General features: G+C 35.7%; 14 protein-coding genes. All 14 read right to left on the bottom strand.

Translation table 11 applies throughout. The annotated features are described in order from the left end of the window. Positions 1–17 precede the first annotated feature (17 nt). The 14 genes from FUA22_RS00515 to FUA22_RS00450 all read right to left on the bottom strand — a co-directional run bounded on the left by FUA22_RS00515 (position 18) and on the right by FUA22_RS00450 (position 21148). The gene (locus tag FUA22_RS00515) at positions 18–926 is read right to left on the bottom strand and encodes a family 43 glycosylhydrolase (protein ID WP_170309810.1); all 909 of its coding nucleotides are present in this window, start codon (positions 924–926) and stop codon (positions 18–20) included. A 283-nt stretch (positions 927–1209) separates the two neighbouring features. Then, positions 1210–2535, bottom strand: coding sequence for a glycoside hydrolase family 117 protein (locus FUA22_RS00510; protein ID WP_147765541.1), 1326 nt, complete (start codon positions 2533–2535; stop codon positions 1210–1212). A gap of 41 nt (positions 2536–2576) precedes the next feature. After that, positions 2577–3800: a LamG domain-containing protein gene (locus FUA22_RS00505; RefSeq protein WP_147765540.1), complete on the bottom strand. Its 1224-nt coding sequence runs from the start codon at positions 3798–3800 to the stop codon at positions 2577–2579. A gap of 274 nt (positions 3801–4074) precedes the next feature. Beyond that, positions 4075–5286: an SGNH/GDSL hydrolase family protein gene (locus tag FUA22_RS00500; RefSeq protein ID WP_147765539.1), complete on the bottom strand. Its 1212-nt coding sequence runs from the start codon at positions 5284–5286 to the stop codon at positions 4075–4077. Between the two features lie 6 nt (positions 5287–5292). Continuing rightward, entirely contained in the window at positions 5293–6840 is a 1548-nt protein-coding gene (locus FUA22_RS00495) for an arylsulfatase (protein ID WP_147765538.1), read from the bottom strand. A gap of 95 nt (positions 6841–6935) precedes the next feature. Continuing rightward, entirely contained in the window at positions 6936–8570 is a 1635-nt protein-coding gene (locus FUA22_RS00490) for a sulfatase-like hydrolase/transferase (protein ID WP_147765537.1), read from the bottom strand. A 60-nt stretch (positions 8571–8630) separates the two neighbouring features. Next, on the bottom strand, positions 8631–10049 hold the full coding sequence (locus FUA22_RS00485) for a sulfatase-like hydrolase/transferase (protein WP_147765536.1): 1419 nt from the start codon (positions 10047–10049) through the stop codon (positions 8631–8633). Next, on the bottom strand, positions 10042–11502 hold the full coding sequence (locus tag FUA22_RS00480) for an alpha/beta hydrolase family protein (RefSeq protein ID WP_147765535.1): 1461 nt from the start codon (positions 11500–11502) through the stop codon (positions 10042–10044). Before FUA22_RS00480 ends, FUA22_RS00485 begins: the two co-directional genes overlap by 8 nt. A gap of 69 nt (positions 11503–11571) precedes the next feature. Further along, positions 11572–12996 (bottom strand): sulfatase family protein, encoded by a 1425-nt coding sequence (locus tag FUA22_RS00475; protein WP_147765534.1) that lies wholly within the window; start codon positions 12994–12996, stop codon positions 11572–11574. A gap of 7 nt (positions 12997–13003) precedes the next feature. Then, positions 13004–14509 carry an alpha-L-fucosidase gene (locus tag FUA22_RS00470; RefSeq protein WP_170309809.1) on the bottom strand — a complete coding sequence of 502 codons (1506 nt, stop codon included), beginning with the start codon at positions 14507–14509 and terminating at the stop codon, positions 13004–13006. A gap of 30 nt (positions 14510–14539) precedes the next feature. Beyond that, on the bottom strand, positions 14540–16072 hold the full coding sequence (locus FUA22_RS00465) for a sulfatase family protein (RefSeq protein WP_147765532.1): 1533 nt from the start codon (positions 16070–16072) through the stop codon (positions 14540–14542). Positions 16073–16078: 6 nt separating this feature from the next. Then, on the bottom strand, positions 16079–17440 hold the full coding sequence (locus tag FUA22_RS00460; RefSeq protein WP_147765531.1) for an MGH1-like glycoside hydrolase domain-containing protein: 1362 nt from the start codon (positions 17438–17440) through the stop codon (positions 16079–16081). A 7-nt stretch (positions 17441–17447) separates the two neighbouring features. Next, on the bottom strand, positions 17448–19280 hold the full coding sequence (locus tag FUA22_RS00455) for a sulfatase-like hydrolase/transferase (RefSeq protein WP_147765530.1): 1833 nt from the start codon (positions 19278–19280) through the stop codon (positions 17448–17450). Positions 19281–19282: 2 nt separating this feature from the next. Then, positions 19283–21148: a sulfatase-like hydrolase/transferase gene (locus tag FUA22_RS00450; RefSeq protein WP_147765529.1), complete on the bottom strand. Its 1866-nt coding sequence runs from the start codon at positions 21146–21148 to the stop codon at positions 19283–19285. Positions 21149–21152 lie beyond the last annotated feature (4 nt).

Below are 21152 nucleotides of genomic sequence, written 5' to 3'. Positions count from 1 at the left end.
TTAATTTATTTAATATTTTATTCCCATGTAAGTTTATCAATACTCACGCCTCTATAAGGCCATTCTACACTGGAAATATACCAATCTCCATTTTCATCTTGAAAGATTTCTGGAGCATGAGATTTTAATGTAGTGATTTCTTTTTCTTCATCGGTTCCAAAATTTGAAGGATTCTTTGAATTGTATACATAAGTTTTATTTTGATAAGCCCCTTGAATGTCTTGTCCATCCCAAATTCCGTCCCATGAACAAACGAATAGATAAAAAGAATCATTATGAAAAATAAGCGATGGAGACTCGGGATCAAACTTATTAGTTGTTAATATGGTTTGAGATTCGCTCCAATTTATCAAGTCCTTAGATTGACGCATTCTAACACTTTTATTAGAGCAATATACTATATAATACACCCCTTCATGAAACAGTAAATTGGGATCTCTTGCACCATCTTTATCACTAAACAATTTACCCTTTGGAGTCCATTTATGCAAATCAGAAGAAACAGCTAAACGTATTGGGCTATGTCCGTATACCATTTGATATAAACCATCCATTTTTACAATATAAGGAGCGTGGTTGGCAAGGGTCTCTCCAGGGCGATCTTTAGGTGCTAATATTTTTGGCAAATCTTTATAGTGATATTTTGTCAAGGATTCCTTGAAACTTGTATCTGAAGACACCGCATGAAATGATGCATATTCCCCTTCATGAATACTTCCTTTTAAAGGTTTTACATCAACCAACGGATGCGTAATTCCAAACACATGCCATTTACCTGTTTCGTCTTTAACAAAAGTATGGTCATTTGGAACCCATTGGTCGTACCATTTACCTTCTTTTAAATGCTTGGTGTCTGGACCAAAAAAATAATCACCATCTGGTTTATAAATCCAAACAAAATTGTTCGACTGTTTTGGAATTAACACTTTTTCTTCAACTTTATCGCATTGAAAAAAAGAAAACACTACTATAAAAAAAAGACAAAACCTTAATATTCTCATATAAAAACTACTGCTATTCAAAATATAAATCACGAGGTTGGTTTTACTTAATAAGGCAACCACAGTATCCTACCCATTCAAAATTAAATGATTATAATACATTTAAAGGATATAAATAAATTGAAAAACATTACATATGGTTAAAAAACAACCCTAAGCTGTATTTTGCTTAGGGTTGAACATCTTTTATAAAAAACTGAGCTATTCCTTAGTTCTTTTTTGTATTGTCTTTAAGTTCTTTATTAGCTTTATCAATTCTTTCTCGTTGGCCTTTACTTAGACCATGCCTGTACAATGTTTCAATTTTAGGCGTATTGTGATGTCTTTTCATCTTTGGATCTTCAACATCTAAACTTAAATCACAATCAAACCTCAATAATACCGCATGATTCTTTTTCCAATTACCATGAGGAACCGTAAAATGTGATATTCCCCAAGTAATTCCTCTACCATCTTTAGTATTTGTAAACGCATCAGGAATAAAAGGTCCTGCAGCATCTGGCATTAACTCTACATTTGCGGCAACTTCAAAATTAACCCAATCTTTAGCATACTGAATAGTATTCATTTCATTCCCATCTCGTATAGCAAAAGCCGCAACACCTTCTTTAAAAGGAAACAATGTTGTTTCGTGACCTGAATTCATTATAGGATTAAGGGGGTGTTTTTCAAATGGACCTAGAGGATTATCAGCAATAGCTAACCCATGCATACGGACTAACTTAGTTGTATCACTCTTTGCAAAATCCGATTTGTAATACAAATACACTTTCCCTTCGTGGACAATTGGATACGGATCATGAATAGAATATTGATCCCATTCTCCTGGGGCACCATTAGGAATCACATCTTTGTTATAAGGCGTCCATGGTCCGTCTGGTGAATCAGCATACGACACTGCTACCGGACAGTTATCTCCTCCATTTTTACCTGGCGCCACTGAAAATGCTTGGTAGTACAAATAATACTTTCCTTCCCAAACCAAAATATCGGTTGTTGTTACAGAACGATGCCCAAGGTTTGGTTTTTCAGCTCGTGGAACCGCTACACCTTGTTCTTCCCAAGTAAATCCATCTTCTGAAGTTGCATAAAAAATATCAGCCAAATCCCAATCTGCTGACGGAATTGTGTCATTACTTAAATGTGCATTAGGAATTCCAAGTGGTGCCGTAGGTGTCTCACGGTGTGTATACCAGATATAGTATTTACCATTAGCAAATACTACTTTAGATGGGTCACGTCTCGTAATGGTGCCATCACCATCATTATAGTCAAAACCCTTAAGTTTAGAATACTTGAATTGCGTGAACAATTCATTAGTTTCTTGACGCGGCCCCATGTAGGCATCATAATTCCTCTCTAAGGCTGCACTTAACGGACGATTAGGTTTAGTCTCTGGCAACATATAAGGAAAAGCACCTTCAACCCGATTTGTTTCAGGTTTTGTATCTTTTTTTGCTTCTGAACAGGATACTATAAAACTGATAGCTAATAGGATTAAAGTAAAGTGTTTTAATTCGAAATTAATTTTCATAATAAGTTTAAATGATTAAAGTTTAGGTAATGTTTTCTATGTTATTCCTCTATAATATTTATAATTAATGTATTAATATCTAAAGCCTCTTTTTTATCTGCCTCTATAGGAATAAGATGCGTTGTTAGTTTATATGTTCCAGCAGCCAGTTTTTCATCTAGCTTAAAGTTTAATTCAAAATTACCGTATCCCGCAAGCACCTTCTTTCTTATTTCCTTCACCTTTTTATCATCGGCATCTACTAACCTTAAAATAATTTCTCTATCCTGATTTGCTTTATAACTTAAAGGAATTTTTAATGATTTTGATGCTCTTAAATCAGTTTGATGGCTATCAAAAATCACTATTTCATTATATAATCCTATTTCAGATTCTAAAGCTGAATCATTTGACTCATCAACATTAATCAATTCATAGCCTCTAACCCAATCATAATACAAAGTGTTTTTTGAATCGTCTGCTAACTCTTCATCTGTAGGCAATGAAATCCATGGGAATGGATATGTTTCATGAACTAAACGCATATACATAGGTTTATCCATTGGCTTATCGGTTATTTTATCATAAAACCTTTGATGCTTTGGCTCTTGGTCATCATAGTAATAACTAGCCGATATTTCATCACGCCACCATCCGCCATAAACATGAAAATCTTTAGAAGACACCTCATTATCTTCAAACCTCACTTGGGCTGCTCTATAATCGTGTCTCTCTTTATCGCAACTAGTGTACCAATAATGTGCATTAGAATGCATGCCGCTGGCAAAATACTTGCCTTGAAAATCACCTTCACGACCAATGGATTCATGTATATCCCATTCCTGATGGTATGTATCACATCCTTTAGGGCCAACTCCACCTCCACCTGAGAACCAAAAGGTACAAGACATTGTTGTTTCTGCTGCTTTAGCTCTACATTCATAGTAACCCAAATACACCGACTTTTTAGAAACAACCGCCGCTCCTTTTATATTGAATGTTCTATTATCAACTATGGTGTCCTGTTTCATTTTCTCTCCTTTGAGTTGCAAATAACCATCAGCTACAGAAACCTGAGACCGCATAAACAAACCTGGAGCACGTCCTTTCCAAGTTGGATGATGATCCAACCATTTGGTAGTATCTAATTCTGTTCCGTTAAACTCATCTGAAAAATCAGGATTCATCACCCAACGTTTACCAACTGGCGGCTTTGGAGGACCTGATTGGGCAAAACTTGTACTAACTAAACAAAAAGCTAATACTGCAAGTAGAATTTTATTCATAATCACTTCAATTTGCCACAAAATGCATAAAATCTAAATTGATTATGAACTTATATGATTAAATATATAGAATGAATGGTCTTTTAGTCTTTTGTATATGTTTTTTATAGAAAAAGTAAAGTTTTTGAAACTCCAAAATATTGTTTTTGAGGAGTAATCACAATAGTCCTTTAAAAATCTTTATTATGAACTGCTTTGAAAAATTATTTATGGGCCTGAAAATCTTCTTTAAAATAATATCACTGCATGCTTAAATAATAATTCATTTTTCCGATTAGTTGTCTACAATCAAAAACTGCCCAATTTGCAGCTTAATACCTGGAGCAAGCTTTATTAGTTTAATTCTTGTAGTATGACTTCCAGATTCCATTTCATCTAAAAACATATATTTCACGGCCGTTTTACCCGTTCTTGATTTCAGATCATATATTTTACTTGGGTCGCCATCTGTGAACACTTCAATCTGAATGGCTCCTTTTTCGGCCAGTGTTGACGTTAGCCCTAACATAAACCCGTCCCATTTTAAGGTAAAACTTTCGCCCACTTTAGAGGTTTGCATGGCTTCGCCAAAAACCGATTTTATGCCACCATTTCTATCTGTTAAATCATCGTTGATGCTTTTTTCATTTCCTAAATCGGATTTATGCCAATTTGAACTAAACTCAGCTTTTGAAACTGGAGCCAAAGAAGCATTTGAGAAAATATGTTTTTTAAGTGGTTTTGGTATTTTATTGGGTCCCGGTGTACCGTGATTTTCAATGGCTTTCAGGGACCGTATCAAAACATCTCTATAAATATCATGACCGGCTTCTAATGGATGTACACCATCTTTGGAAAATATTATTTTTCCATCTGAAGGACCATCTCCTTTTTTAAACACCAATTTATCTTCTTTTAAGAGCTTCATCACTTCCAATCCAAATTCAATAGACGTAATCCCGTAATGATTAGCTACGGGTTCCATAAATACCCCAGCACTTGTTTGATCTCCCCTGGCAATTTCTTCTTTCATCCAATGGGCAATGGTGTAAACCATACAGATTTCAATATTGGGGTTATGCTCCCAAATTTGTGGTATCATCCCTTCCAGGGCACGTCCTTGAAATGCACTTCCGTTGTTAACCCTAAATTCTATAAAAATCATATCGGGATTATGAACCAATAGATGCTCTTTTATTCTACAGGTGCCGTAATCTGGTCCCTTACCACCAATAGCCGCATTAATCTGGGTGATGTTTGCTTTTGGATATTCACTTTGAAGCCATTCCAAAGACTTCGCTCTCCATAAACCACCATTGGTGATACTTCCTCCAAGGTACCCCACCTTAACAGGGTCTCCCGCTTTTAGCTTTTTAAAGAAGTTTGGCATTCCATCCCTAACCCTAAGTTCTTCAGTTTTTGTAACATCAAAATCATAACTTTGAGCTGATATATTAGTCAAAATTAGTATTGACAAACCAAATAACAGTGAAATTCTAAGTCTCATATCTTTTTATTTTTTTGTATCGGTTCCTAATGGTGTGCTGGTAAAATAATCTGCCAATTCCTTAACTTTTTTAGGGTTTGAATCTGCAAGGTTAAGAAGTTCTGTGGGGTCTTTTTTAATATTATACAGTTCCCATTTTCCGCCATTCATTTGAACTATTTTGAAATCGCCATTCCTAAACATTCTATAATTTTTCATACCAGAAATGAAGTAATCAGGTTCTTTTCGTTTCTTCCCTTTAAAGACCGGAAGCAGGGATTGCCCATGAAACGGAATAGTAGGATGCCCTTTTATGGTTTTGGGATAATCCAAATCTAATACATCCAAAAAGGTTGGAAGCATATCTACAACATGGCCGGGTTGATTTGTGATGGTATTGGGCTTAATCTTTTTGGGCCAATAGGCTATAAAGGGGGTATGACTACCACCTTCATGCCCCGCTTGTTTAAATTGCCTATAGGGGGTATTCCCCAAATTGGCCCAAGTGGTACGCAAGCTCCAGTAAGAGTTAGCGGGTCCTGGCGGAACATCGGTCACTTTGTTGGTGTAAAACGGACAGGAGCCATTATCAATTAAAAACATGATTAAGGTGTTTTCCAGCTTTCCTTCTTTTTCAAGCTTATTTAAAACACGTCCTATATTTTGATCCATTCTATCCACAATAGCTGCAAAAACAGCCATTTCCAAATCAAGGGAATCTTTTTTTGCATCGGTTAAACTATCCCAGGTATAATAATCTGTGTAATCTGGAATAAGGGGCCCCCTTTTTTTATTGAGGTTATTTTCTGGAGGACTTAACTTGGTGTTTTTAGAAATTACACCAAGGACTTTCATTTTTCGGAAGCGTTCCTTTCGTAATTTATCCCAACCCTTTTTATATTTCCCTCGATACTTTTTAATGTCCTCTGGTCTGGCTTGTAACGGATAATGCGCAGCGTGATACGGGAGATACAAAAAGAAAGGCTTGTCCTCATTCTGAAATGATTCATCCAACCAATTTAAGGCATAGTCTGTAATAAAATCGGTTTTATACATGGGTGATATCTCATGCTCAATGTCATTTGGAGTAATTTTTTTCCCTTCTAAAAAAAAGGGTTTTGAAAACGCGCCCGATGGGGGTACAAAATATTCGGTGGTAGCCCAAAAGTAAAAGGAATGATCAAAGGCATTTTCTGCTTTACAGTAGTCGGGCACCCAAGACACCAAGTGCTCCTTCCCACTCATAATGCTGGTATATCCAGCTGCCTTTGTTAGGTTCGCTATATGCACCGCTCCATTGCCGCCGTTATACAAACCGGTAAGCAAAGAGGATCTTGTTTGGGCACATTTAGCCATATTGTAAAATGTGGTAAACCGCAAGCCTTGATTGGCCAAACGGTCTATATTTGGGGTTTCAATTTCACTCCCATAAGCTCCAATATCTGAAAAGCCAATATCATCGGCCATAATTAAAACGATGTTGGGTTTTCTATCATTCTTTTGAGCAAAAGAAAAAGTAACCGTTAGGCATAAAACAATAAGTGTTTGAAAGATGCATATTATTCTTTTCGTCATGTCATTTGATTTTTCCTTTTCCATTCTTTTGGCTCTCTATTGGTTTATTCAACATATTGCATGCTGCTAAGTCAATTATGTAATGAAGATACACCCTAAATTTTCGATTTAGTATTAGTATAAACCACCACTTTTGGTTTCCCCCTTCCTCGGGCATTTGCAATTTCCTTGTTCCAAGCTAACCTTAATTCTTTTAGAACCTCTTTATGCTCTGGTTTATCAATTAAATTAAATACTTCACTTGGGTCATTAGTCAAATTATACAATTCTTCATAAACCGGTTCCTCACCATTTATAGGGTTCTCAATAAAACCGCGATAGATTGCCAATTGACTAGGATGCACCTCATAGAGCATGGTCCGTAAAGGCATATTAAATGCTTTAGCTAACTTAATTTTTTCGGTTGCAGAAGGGTTATGATTAGCATAATACCTAATATACTTCCAATCTTTGGTTTGTACTGCTTCACACCTTGGATTCCCAAAGCTTGTAGACCATAAATTCTCTGTATAAAGATAGTCTCTCACTTTTGACTTATCTCCTTTTACAAATCCTGAAATATCTTTTCCTTGGAATGCTTCTGGGATTTTAACACCAGCCAAAGATAGTATGGTAGGAGCAACATCAATGGTTTGTACTAAAGCGTCGCTCTTATAGCCCTTTTTCTGCTTTGGATTATAAACAAACATAGGTACATGTGTCGTTTTTTCGTAGCATAATGCTTTACCCCCCAAACCATGCTCTCCCATGAAAAGGCCATGGTCTGAAGTAAAAATGATTATGGTATTTTTATCCAGTTTTAGTTCTTTTAACTTTTTTCTTAGCTTACCTATCATCCTATCAACACCAGTTATACATTGTAATTGACGAATATATCGCTCTTTAAAACCTTCTGGGGTATCCACATAATTATAACCCGCTTGTCGGTCTCTGGCACGATGTAATGAAGCTGGTAACTTGGGGCTTTCTATATCAGCTTTAGCAATATAATTATCGGGTAATGGAATGTCTAAATTACGATATAATGTACGATAAATATCGTCATCCGTTTCTTTTTGGCGCATGGTTTGCGTAGTAGCACCATGTGGAATATTAAAATTGAGATTAAGTAAAAATGGTTTTTCTTTTGGTCTACTTTCTAGAAAACTGATAGCTCCTTTTAGTCGTCTCGCATTCGGATCTAAAAACTGCTCCACACCTTCTTCTAAAATTTCAACCTGAGTATTGGCAATAGCATCTTTATAAATCTTTCTTTTTTCCTTTGGATAGAAATACACACCGCCATGGCTAGCATACCAAAAATCAAAGCTTTGTTCTAAAACCCCACTTTCATATCCACCTAGACCTATAGGTGCATGATTTTTGCCAATATAACCTGTATAATACCCTGCCTCTCTCATTAAAACAGGATAGGATTGTGCCCAAGCATCCTCAGAAACTGCTGTAGCAGAATTGAAATTCACACCATGCTTACGTTCATACTGACTCAAAAAGATAGACACTCTACTGGGTGTACAGATAGCACTTGTAATATGAGCATTGGTAAACAAAACCCCTTCATTTGCTAATTTATTGAGATTGGGTGTTTTAATAATTTTGTTCCCTGTACACTCCATCATTCCATAAGACTGGTCGTCCGTAAGAATGAATATGATATTGGGGCGTTCATTTTTCTGCGCGAGGATTAATTGCGTCATCAAAATGCCTATAAGTAACAGTGAGTACTTCATTTTAAAGCTTTTAATTTTCATATACTTAATAATATCAGTTACCTTCATCTGTCCTAATTCTTAATCATTTGGATTAATAAGGTTCTTCCAACTAGGATACACTACACGTTCAGTGGCATTCCTTCCTCCTTCAACTACTGGAGCAGGAGGTGCCTTATCTAATACCTTTTGAAGACTATTTTTTGCTTTTTGAACTGACACATTATTTGATTCTGATATCAGATTATGCTTTTCATGAATATCATTAGGGACATTATATAAGGCACCATCTTTATATAATTTATATGTTTGATTTCGTACAAACTGAATGCCTTTAAATTTTCCCCAATAAGGTTGATATTGCCAAAACACCCAATCACGAGGAGCACCTGTTTGCCCTCGAAGTTGCGGTAAAAAACTTCTCCCATCAAAGGGGTCATCTTCACCCAGTTCAATCGAAGAGGCTTCAGCAAAGGTGGTGTAGAAATCGGTGAAATCAATTAAATCATCACTTTCCAAACCATTTGGTGTATGCCCTTTCCAATAGGTCACCAATGGCACATGTGTTCCCATATCTACGGTTCTCCCTTTTGCTCCCCTTATATCTTGTCCATTCCATCTCGAGGTTATTGAGGCTGTTCCGTTATCTGAAGTAAAGAGTATGATGGTATTATCAAGTTGACCAACGGCTTCCACTTTTGCTACTATCTTACCCACTATTTTATCCAGGTAATTCACCATGGCCACGTAATTGGCTTTTTTAGACTCTTGATCTTTGGGGGTTTTATTCGCATCATGGCTTCTGGGTTGATTGCCTATGGTATCGGGTGTTGGTACAAAAGGGCTATGTACCAAAACGGTGGGATAGTACACAAAGAAATGTTCATCTTTGTTCTTTTCAATGAAATCGCAAACAAAGTCCGACATGATATCCGGCCCATATTTTCCGGCATTATCTTCTTTGGTTAGAAATTCTCCATTTTGCAGCAACGGGGGACTCCAAAAACGTTCGCCTCCATTTTCTCCAGTTTTCCCAGTTGTTACTTGCCACAAACAGGACACATCAAAACCAGCTTTTTGAGGTCTATCTTTATCTAAATGGCCTTCCAATTTATTATAAAGCCCATTCAATTGCCATTTACCGGCAATAGCCGTTTTGTATCCTGCATCTTTCAGTAAATGAGCAAAGGTCTTATCGTTAGGATTCAGATACCCGAAATGTGTGTAATTCCTAAAATTATATTGCCCGGTCATGATTTTAACCCTTGAAGGCGTACAAATTGGTGTGGAATAACAATGGTTAAATTTCATTCCCTCAGAAGCTAAAGCATCAATATTAGGCGTTTTATAATCTTCGGCACCATACGTTCCAAAACAATTCCAGCTAACGTCATCTGCCATAATTAAAATGATGTTTGGTTTTTTTACAATCTGTGAAAAAACAGACACAGTAAAAATCAATGATGTAATTACTATTAAAAATCTTCTAATACTATTCATTATCTCCTATAAAGTCTTCAATTCCTGGCACCCAAGTGCGATTGTACTTTTTTACTGTTTTAAACTTAAAATATTCAGACTTAGAATCTGGATCCAATTTCTTAGATAATTTATTTAGGTTAGCGGGCTTTGTACTTGGCCAGACCCCAGAATCAATTCGCTGCTTCAATGTTTCAATAGCTGCTAACCATTCTCCTACTGTAAAAGTGCAATGACCCCATCTATTTACATAAGCACTACGAAAGAGCTCTGAATAACCATTTTTAACTACTAAATCTTCATAACCCTTTACCATTGCAGGATATACTAATCCATCTCCACTAGTACTTAATCTTAAAAAAGGAATTTTAGGTTCACCTATATGTGTTCGTCCTGGTTTACTCCACCATTGTTTTGCAGAGGCATCTGCTTTAAATCTTGGAAAATCATTGATTTTATCAATATCACCTCTTAAACTTATTCCGGCTTCTTTATATAATTTCTCAACCGTTTTTTTATATAGTTCGTTTCCGTTTTTATAAAACTCTCTGTAATCAACACCGGTATTCCATTTTATTTGTCCTGGTGCAGCAAGTTCAATCATAGTAGTCCCAAAGGTCCCTCTACTAGGCAGAAGACCAACCAAACTTTCATACATACTTTTCTGTAATTCCATTGTGTTTTTCAAATTTGGGTTGGGTACTGGAGCTTCCCCTTTTCCTCCCCAGGCCTGCCATTGTCCAATTGTTATTGCCAAAGCTATTCTGGCCCGTCCTTCTGGTGTTTGTTGAGCTGCCCTAACAACCTCTTGCCAGTCTTGAGCAATTTTTTGCATTTCCAGACCTTTTAGCGGAATATCTAAAATTGGAAGTTCTGGAGCTAAAAGTGCCTTTAGTACAAAAAACGCATCTAAATGTGTATTAGCCATCCAGGGACTTGTTGCTCCACAAAGTGCAATTGCTCCATCTATTCTATCCGGATGTATTTCGGCCATGGCAATTGTAACGGTACCGCCCCCAGAACAGCCCAATTGAATTGTCCTTCTGGGTTTTCCAAAGTTAGCTTCAAATATATCTAGCACAGAAATCAAATCGTGTATTTCATGAGCCGGATCATAAGCCAACATTCGACCCGCACGTCTTTTTGTTCCCGATAAGGCATATCCCATTTCTAAAAGTTTCACATTTCGATGGGAATCTGCTGATTTATAATAATCCAAATCACTAATTAAAAATCCATTCCAGTTTTTTGGCACTCTAATTCGATATAGAGTACCACGAATAGGTATAGAGTCTGCCAACTCTACAAATACACCATTAGGATGGGCTTTATATTTACCCGATAAATCGGGTATGTGCCAATTCTCATTTTCTCCTTGGGCTGTAATAGCGATAGAAAATAATAGATTGCAAATCAGCAAAGTAAGAAACAGCCTAGTACTTCTTCTATCAGGTAATCTGTTTTTATGATTCATATTTAATATTCTTGAATAAACTTTCACCACTTTTACTTTAAAAGGGCACATTCAAAATTTTAAACCAAGTTATTTTGAAATATCCTTTTCTAAATCCCTGTCAAAACGTTGCATTCTCCTTACAAGTTCATTCGCTTTTTTAGTCTTAGTTTCAATTAGATTTCTAGATTCCGATTTATCTTCCTTTAAATTGAAAAGCTTCATTTTTAAATCTTCTTCAGTAAGCTTTCTCCAAGACGTTTTTCTATAACCATTTATCAAATATTTCCAATCACCCAATCGGATACCATCAATTTCAGTCGAGTTTGATCCATAGAAAAACATTTCTTTTCTTGGTGACTGCTCCATTTTCCCTTTCAAGAAATCAGACATATCATAACCGTCAAAAACCCTATCATTTGGTAACGGAATATTGGCATATGATGCAATTGTTGGTAATATATCTAAGGATGAAACAATCTCATCACTCACCATGCCCGATTTTATTTTATTAGGTGCCCAAAAAATTGCTGGAACTCTTTGCCCACCTTCATAGGTGTCAAATTTTCTTCCTTTCAAAGGTTTTGCTGAACCATGACTATTGGGTCCATTGTCTGAAGTAAAAATTACGATTGTATTTTTATCTAAACCGTTTTCTTTTAAAGCTTTCATTACTTCGCCAACACTCCAATCAATTTCTTGAACTGCATCATAAAATGGAGATGTACCACTAGACCCTTTAAAATTATCACCAGCATAAATAGGCACATGTGGGAAAGAGTGAGCGAAATACAAGAAGAAAGGTTTGTTTTTATTTTGTTTAATAAAGGAAATGGCTTCTTTGGTATACCTTTCTGTTAATGTATTCTGATTTGTTGGATACTCAACAATCTGATTCCCTCGCATTAGAGGTGGTTTATTCTTTAAACTATTTTTTGCTCCTTTTTTAGATTCTGATTCTATTTTGCTAATGTCTGAATACATTTTTTCACTTGTATATCCATCATTAAAAACAATATTTGGGGATATATCGATGCCATCAGCTATTGACATATTATTACTATATGGAATTCCATAATAAGAATCAAAGCCTTGATTTAATGGCAAATACTTTTTATCATGTCCCAGATGCCATTTACCAACCAAAGTAGTAGCATAATTTTTCTCTTTCAATAATTCTGCAATTGTTATTTCTTCAGTAGGTAATCCTTTTTCATTTTTCCTTGGAAACAAAACCCCCGGAACACCAACTCGTTTAGGCATTCTTCCAGTTAACAATGCTGCTCTTGAAGGGGAACAAACAGATGAAGCCACGTAAAAACTTGTTAGTTTCACTCCTTCTTTTGCCATTTGGTCTAAGTTGGGAGTTTTCAATTTATTTGAACCAAAACAACTCAAATCTTCGTAACCTTGGTCATCTGTAAAAATGACAATAAAGTTTGGTTGATCTTGTGCACTTATAGTCTTCAACCCAAGAAAACAACTAAAAATTAAAACTGTAATGCTAAATTTCATAATCCACTTATCTTAATTTTATTCTATATACAATGGCAGCATCACCTTTTGCAGGTTTCTTTTTTGGTGAAGTAACCACTAATCCATCCGCTGTTTTTTTCCACTTTATTCTTTCTTTTGAGCCTAAAACTGAAATAGACTTAATCTTTAAATCTTTGGCTTTTCCCGCAAAAGTTTCTAGTGCAATTTCTTTTTTAGAACCAGGCCATCCCAATTGTATTGCATATACATTCTTATCTTTTTTGGTATATCGAATGTCTTTTGCATTTAAGTCGTATAAACCAGCTTTGATTGCTCCATAATCATTCCACTCGTCTTCAGGGTTACGCTTAAGTTCTGTTGGTCCTTGACCGAATTCCACAAATGGGCGGGTACTGTAAACTCCCTCTCCATATAACTGTAACCAAGCTCCAATTTCTTTCATTGTTTCGGCCTGTTCTACTGGAATAACACCTTCAGCCATGGGTGCAGCCGCTAAAATCATTACACCATTTTTACTGATTACTTCTGCTAAAATTTTTATCATTTTTTGTGGATCAACAGCAGTACGTTTGTCTTTATTATACCCCCAAGAACTTCCTAATTGAAAATCGGTTACCCAAACCTCATCGGTAATATCTTCCATGGTTGCTCTTTCAACATTAACCACCGCCAAATTGGTTGGAAAAAATGTTCCTTTTGTATTTACAACTACGTCTTTATTTAATTCTTTTGCTTTGTTGAAATAATTAGCTAAAAACTGCAAACGATAATCTTCTTTAATATATCCTTGAGCAAAATCCATCCAAATATAATCCGGACAACTAGACTCAATCACTTCATTTAATTTACCTAACCAAATATCACATTCTTCTTTATAGGTTGTATTCCCGTAAAGAATACGGTATTCTTCATCTTGAGGAACCTCTGGGTCTTTATAAGTTGCTGCGTGCATGCTTAAAGGGCGCAAGAAACTATTCTCCTTTTTGGGATAAAAATGCATATGAAAACCATGATGAAACGTAGTCATGAATTTTAAATCACGTTTTTTTACTTCTTGACCAATTTCTTTTACCACATCAATACCTGGGCCTTTATCAAAAGAATTCCAAGGATTGACTTCACTTTTCCACAATGAAAAGCCATCATGATGTTCTGCAATGGTTCCAATAAATTTTGCTCCCATGTTTTCAAACATATCCACCCAACGTTTTGCCGAAAATTTCTCTGCTTTCCATTGTGGAATAAAATCGTGATAATCTATATCTCTACCATAAGTTTTGGTGTGATAATCGTAAATGTCCTTACCCCAGTTTTTTCTACGGTCTTTTTCATACATAAAACGACCATACCACTCATTTCCATTTGCGGGAACATTGTAGACTCCCCAATGAAAATAAACTCCTAATTTTGCATCTGCAAACCATTCTGGAGCTGGCTTGTGCTTTTTTAAACTGTCCCAATTTGGCTTGAATTTTTCTTGCGCGTTTGTTAAAGATACTGTAGCAACAAGGGCTACTAATAGTTTAACCATTTTATTTCTCATGTTAGTATTATTCTTTTCTTAATTATTATCTCTTTGACCAATGGCCTTTAAATGTTTTTCTTCAAACCCATTGAAAAAGTATGGGTAATTATCCCATGGGGATTTCCCATCCATTCTAGGGTCATTTGTTTCTTTTAAATAGTTGAATAATTCTGATTTTAATGCTTTACACCGTTCTATATATTTTTCTTCTAAAGCTAGATTGTATAAGTTGTAGGGATCTTCTTTTACATTATACAGCTCTACTTTTGGATGTTTTGATATAGATAAATTCGAATAATATTTTATAGAATCGTCCTCTTTATTTTCAATTAAATAAGTACGTGTAGGACTAGCATCTATATCACCATAGATACCCTGATGTGGTGACTTAAAATCGGCATCTCCTGCAGGCCATCTGTCTGGTTCAAAATTCTCAATATATAACCAATCACCCTTTCTAATCGTTCTAATTGGGTAAGGCATTCCATCCGGTCGGCAATACGTATGGCGCTCTAATGCCGTGAATACTTTATCTCGGTTTGCATCTACTTGCCCGCTTTTTCCTGAGAGCAAAACATCTAAAAAGCTATTACCAGTAGTTCCCTCCGGAGCTTCAAGCCCTAAGGCCTCTAATAAGGTGGGAGAGAAATCAGTAAAACTGATAAAGTCATCAACTTTGGCACCTCCTTTAATTTTTTTTCCCCAGCAAATTGCTAATGGCATATGAGTTCCATAATCATAACATGTACTTTTTGCTCGTGGAAATGGCATTCCATTATCTGCCGTTACAATGATGATGGTATTTTCTAATTCTCCAACTGCTTCCAAAGATTTAATCATTCTCCCTAAATGATCATCAAACCATTCTATTTCATAATAATAATCGGCTATGTCACTTCTTACTAAATCATTGTCAGGCAAAAACCCTGGTACTTTTATTTTAGAAATGTCTTTACCAGATTCAACGCCAATTCCAGATTTATACTTTCGGTGTGCTTCATGAGAACCGTACCAAAAGAAGAAGGGTTTATCATGGTCTTTTTCTGAAAGAAACTCTTCAAAATTTCCCGAATAATCTTTGTTTGACATGAATTGAGGAACCTTATTCTTTAGTTTGTTATACTCAGGAGCCAACGGTTGCTCTTGATATGGTTCTTTTCTATTAGCTGGCATATAGCCTTTACCACTATATCCTGTAATATATCCATGCTGCCTTAACAAACTTGGAAATGTCGGAAATTTTTTAGGTAAGCCTCCAAATAAAAGCCCTCCTTCTTCCAACTCCCATATATTTCGTCCTGTTAAAATAGAAGCTCTTGATGGCGCACACGAAGAAGCATTACAATAAGCATTATTAAATAAAACACCTTGACTAGCAACTCTATCAAAATTTGGAGTACTTATCTCTGCCGTACCCTGAATTGAAGTATGAATAAAACTAACGTCATCGGCAATACAAAATAATATGTTCGGCTGTTTTTCCTCTACCTTCGATCCACACCTTGAACATATCATTGTAATGAACAATAGAAGACCAAACGTACAATATGATTTAACTATTCTATACATTCTTTTTTATTTAAAATTGATGCCGATTTCTTCACTCAATTTTTGAATATTTGTTTCATTTATATTGGTAGGGTTATAATCTAGCTCTAGCTCAAGAGGTAAAAAATAAGCTAAAGATGACCACCCAAAAAACGGATTCATTCCATTACCTTCACCAGTCTCGGCATTGTAAAACTCACGTGTAGCCTTATTTCCCAATACCATATTATAAGTTTTTAGTGCAATTTCCTTAGCAATTTCCTCGTAGTTATAATCCATTAAACCATGGCAAATCATGTAGTTGGTTGGAATCCAAGTATTACCTTTCCAGTTACATCCTTTTTGACCTTGATAATTCTGGCGATAGTCAGGTTCTGTCATAGCATACGAAGGCACGGGGTAGGTAGACCAGAATTCTTTAGTGTTTTTCAAATGTTCTTCCACCATGCGTTTAACTTGAGTCTTTGAAGCCACACCTGCCCAAATAGGTGTAAATCCAGAAACAGATTTTACGAATGTGGTTTTTCCGTCCTCCTCATTTCTATCGTAATAAAAGCCTGATTTATCGTCCCATAAATGTTCATTTATTAAAGCCTTTAATTGTTTTGCGTGCTCTTTATATTGGGTAATATCTTTCTTCCTTCCAATCTCCTTTGCAATAACAGCCATAGCTTCTAACTCTCGAACCAAATAACAATTTAAGTCAACACCTTCACTCTTTCCGAGTGTACGGGTGTTTTGGTTATCCATACCACTATGATCAGAAGCCCCTGACCATCCTTTCATTTGCTTACCAGACCAGAAGCACAATCCGTTTTTATCTGTATCATATTCAAACCAATGCTTTAAATATAGTTTTGTCTGTTCATAATATTTTTTTGCCCATTTCCAATTTCCGGTCTGACGAGAACCCAATACAATTATTTGAGCAATAAAAGGTTTAAAATGATGGGTAAGACCAAATGGCTTTGGGCCGAAACATCTTTTTATAAAGCCATCAGGATGCTGAATAGCAAAAAAGCCTTCGAGGTTATCAAAATTAAAATTAGAAATACCATAATAGGACATGTAGATGTTTTCAAAATATAAATCCCAATCGTAAAATTGTTCATATTTGTAACCCGTAAGCAGTTTCTTATTGGTTATGGTTGTGTCTAGTAAAATACCATTTCTTAAAATATCCTCATTTAACTCTCTGAGCCTTGTTTTCAAAATAATGGAGTTGACATCAAATTCTTGATGTGGTGGTGCTACATACTTTTCTTGTGAAAAAAGAAATGAGATTGTTAGCATTAAAACACATAATGCCATTTGTACTTTTTTATTTATAGTTTGTGGCTTGCTACAAATCACTAATAAAAATATACCTACCCTTGGAAATGAACTCATATTTCTTCTATAACTTTAATTTATAATCGTGTGATCCTGGTGCAAAATTACTTCTGTAAACGGTAGTTCCTGTAACATTACCACCTTTACCCCAACCTACTTCAACTCTATTATCACCAAGCACAATATTGATAAGCTTCTCTTTCATTTTATTAGCTATTTTTTGATACTTCTTATTGAATGCTAAATTGTTCACTTCGTGTGGGTCTTTATTGGTATCGTATAATGCCGGATCTAAATCTTCATAAGATGCTTTGAGGGCCCAATCCATATCTTTACCTCTGGTTTTATTCGGACGCGTTTGCATGGAGAATACATAATCTTTTGTTCGAATAAAAGCCCTTGGACCAGTAACCGCATGAGCTTCTCCTATGATATAATCTCTTTTAGGCGATTTTCCCGCCGCAACATCGGCCATGTCCAAGCCGTCTAAATATTCAAATTTTTCAGCTTTTAGATCGGCACCTCCTGCTGCTAATATTGTTGGGGCTATATCCACAAATTCAGTATAATCCCTAACAACTTTTCCGGCAGGAAATTTCTTTTTATTTGAAGACACTACAATAATGGGGTTATGGGTATCAATTTCCCAAGGTGTAAATTTTGAAACGGACCCATGATCATTTAATTTCCAACCATGATCTCCAACTACGTACATGACCATCCAAGGTTGGTTGTTTTTTTCACTATATGCTATAAAATCATCAACTGCTTGACCAACTAAATCATCACCATAAGCACAAAACGCGAAATAATCTTGAATCATAGCTTGTTTTTCGGCAGCTGTAAAATGATTCGTATAGCTGTTCATTACCTGCTTCTTCTGTTGAGCAGACATAGTTTTCAATTCATCCTCATCAAAAGCGGGCACCTTATAAGTATACTTTTTAAAACGGTCCCTGTAACTTGCTGGTGGTAATACCGGTGTATGTGGAAAATCATATCCTATATGACAGAATAGGGGTTTACCCGTATCTACACCTTCAAAAGTCCTTGAACCAGCTTTGAACTCCCTATTTTCATTTTTAAGAAATTCTTCGAATATTGAAGAATAATACCCATCTCTGGTTTCTCCTGCTTTTCTTGAACTTACTCCTGCTAATATACCTGGTGAAAATGGGGTTTGAGGACCTTTCTTTTTATTGTAATGCCTTAACAAGTCATATTTCCTATGCGCTTTTTCTGCAGTTCCTTTATATTTTGTAAACTCATTTTCTAACCTTTCTGAAATGTATTCAAACTCACCGTCTTCGGTTACGAAAAACTCTGTGCTTTTTAATGGCTTTTCTAATTTTTCACCATCTAATTCATAGAACCAATCTTTACCCCAACCTGTAAGTCCGTCTCTTCTTAGCTGCTTAAAGTTAATATCTGTTTGATACAATTCATGCGGAACCGCTTTTCCATTTTTAATGGTCTTAATCCTGACACCTAATTTACCTATATGCACCGTTTGATAGCCTAAACTTTCCATTTGTTCCGGCAAATACGGTTCATAGTGTTCTGCATTATTATTATAATATTCAAACTCATAAACTCCTGAACGAAAGGGATAACGACCCGAGTGCATGGAGGTTCTTGATGGTGCACAACCAGCGGCTTGACAATAGGTATTAATAAAAGTAGTCCCCATTTCCGTGAGCCTATCCGCCTGTGGCGACTCCACATAGCCCAATTCACTGTTTTCCCTACCGTGGAGCATTTTGTTAAAGGATTTAATGGCATCATATCGATGGTCATCTGTTAACACCCAAAGTACATTGGGTTGTTGTTCTTGACTAAAACCAACTTTATTTACTGCTATTAAAAGCAACAGTACAATTACTATGCTTCTTTTCATTTCTATTTAGTATTTGCTAATTTTAATTTAAAATCATGTGATCCTTTGGCAAAATTGCTTTTGTAAACCTTGGTACCTATGGCCTTGGTGTTTTTTCCATAATTATCGCCTCCCCAATTTATTTCTGATCTACCATCACCAATAACAATGTTTAGCAACTTCTCTTTCAATTGCATTGCTATTTTATTGTATTTTGAATTAAAGGCTAGGTTATCAATCTCTTGAGGGTCTTTTTTTGTATGATACAATGCAGGATCTAAATCTTGGTAGCTAGCATTCATAGCCCAATCCATTTTTATACCTCTTTTTGAATTAGGCCTTGTTTTTACTGAGAACATATAATCTTTTGTCCTTATGTATGCTCTTGGTCCTATGCCATGATGACTTTCTCCAATAACATAATCTCTTACCGATGCATTTCCAGATACTACTTTTTCTAAGTCCAAGCCATCTAAGTGCTTAAAACTATTGCTATAAATATCTGCACCAGCAGCATTAAGAATAGTTGGTGCAATATCTACAAACTCCGTAAAGTCTCTAACCACCTTACCTTTTGGGAATTTTTTCTTATCGGAAGACACCACAATTATAGGGTTATGGCTATCTATTTCCCAAGGTGTATTTTTTGCAATAGAACCATGTTCATTAAGCTTCCAGCCATGATCTCCACATACATAAACTATTAACCAAGGTTGTTTTTTACTTTCACTGTAATCAATAAACGCATCTACTGCCTCTCCTATTAAAGCATCTCCATAGGCACAAAAAGCATAGTAATCTTGAACCATTTTTTGTTTTTCCACATCGGTATAATCATCTGAATAACTTAAATTCACTCTCTTTTGAAAGGCTTTTGCCATTTTCTTAAATTCTTCTTTTGTAAGTTCTGGAATGTCATACGAATACTTTTGAAAACGATCTCTATATTCTTTAGGTGGTAACACTGGAGTATGCGGAAAATCGTATCCTATATGAGCAAATAATGGTTTTGATGAATTAACGCCTCCAAAAATTGTTTCGCCTACTTTAAACTGTTTATTTTCATTTTCCAGAAAGTTTACAAAGGAGGTTGTATAATGGCCATCTCTAGTTTTTCCATATGGTTGCGGACTTACACCTGCCAATACACCTTTGTTGAAAACACTTTGAGGCTGACCTTTTTTCTTGTTGTATTTATAAAAAAGCTCATACTTATCAAAAGCTTCTTTTGCCATACCACTTAATTGCGGGTTTTCTTTCTCCAATACTTCAGATTTGTAGTAAATCGTACCATCCGCATCTTTAAAATAAGTAACGTTTTTTAAAGGTTTCTTTAATTTTACTCCATTAACTTCCTTTACAACAGATTCTTTCCCCCATTCAGGTAAACCTTCATTTTCAATAATTTTTGAATCTATATCCACCTGATACACAGGAAACTTTACCGCATTGTTATTTTTTAATGTTCTAATACGAACTCCTAATTTACCCACATGCAAAGTTTGATAGCCCAATTTCACCATTTCCTCTGGTAATAATGGATACGAGTTATCTGTATTATTGTTAAAGTATTCAAACTGGTATATTCCTGAACGAAAGGGGTATCTACCTGTATGCATAGAGGCTCTAGAAGGAGCACAGCCTTGTGCTTGACAATAGGTATTTATAAAAGTAGTTCCCATTTCTGAAAGTCGGTCTACATTTGGAGATTCTACATACCCTAGGGCACTATTCTCTCTACCATGCAACATCTTATTAAATGCAGGAATGGCATCATAACGTTGGTCATCTGTTAACACCCAAAGTACATTAGGCTGTTTTTCTTGGGCATAACCTATCTTGAAAAACCCTAGAAAACATAGGACTCCTATAACTAATCTATTTTTCATTTTT

The sequence above is a fragment of the Seonamhaeicola maritimus genome, from assembly GCF_008056315.1.
In the GTDB taxonomy this organism is placed as follows: Bacteria; Bacteroidota; Bacteroidia; order Flavobacteriales; family Flavobacteriaceae; genus Seonamhaeicola; species Seonamhaeicola maritimus.
This window is presented reverse-complemented; position numbering and strand designations above follow the sequence as displayed.

Coding starts and splice junctions, on each gene's coding strand:
- FUA22_RS00510 (WP_147765541.1), bottom strand. CDS start 2,535: ATGAAAATTAATTTCGAATTAAAACACTTTACTTTAATCCTATTAGCT.
- FUA22_RS00505 (WP_147765540.1), bottom strand. CDS start 3,800: ATGAATAAAATTCTACTTGCAGTATTAGCTTTTTGTTTAGTTAGTACA.
- FUA22_RS00500 (WP_147765539.1), bottom strand. CDS start 5,286: ATGAGACTTAGAATTTCACTGTTATTTGGTTTGTCAATACTAATTTTG.
- FUA22_RS00495 (WP_147765538.1), bottom strand. CDS start 6,840: ATGACGAAAAGAATAATATGCATCTTTCAAACACTTATTGTTTTATGC.
- FUA22_RS00490 (WP_147765537.1), bottom strand. CDS start 8,570: ATGAAGTACTCACTGTTACTTATAGGCATTTTGATGACGCAATTAATC.
- FUA22_RS00485 (WP_147765536.1), bottom strand. CDS start 10,049: ATGAATAGTATTAGAAGATTTTTAATAGTAATTACATCATTGATTTTT.
- FUA22_RS00480 (WP_147765535.1), bottom strand. CDS start 11,502: ATGAATCATAAAAACAGATTACCTGATAGAAGAAGTACTAGGCTGTTT.
- FUA22_RS00475 (WP_147765534.1), bottom strand. CDS start 12,996: ATGAAATTTAGCATTACAGTTTTAATTTTTAGTTGTTTTCTTGGGTTG.
- FUA22_RS00470 (WP_170309809.1), bottom strand. CDS start 14,509: ATGGTTAAACTATTAGTAGCCCTTGTTGCTACAGTATCTTTAACAAAC.
- FUA22_RS00465 (WP_147765532.1), bottom strand. CDS start 16,072: ATGTATAGAATAGTTAAATCATATTGTACGTTTGGTCTTCTATTGTTC.
- FUA22_RS00460 (WP_147765531.1), bottom strand. CDS start 17,440: ATGAGTTCATTTCCAAGGGTAGGTATATTTTTATTAGTGATTTGTAGC.
- FUA22_RS00455 (WP_147765530.1), bottom strand. CDS start 19,280: ATGAAAAGAAGCATAGTAATTGTACTGTTGCTTTTAATAGCAGTAAAT.
- FUA22_RS00450 (WP_147765529.1), bottom strand. CDS start 21,148: ATGAAAAATAGATTAGTTATAGGAGTCCTATGTTTTCTAGGGTTTTTC.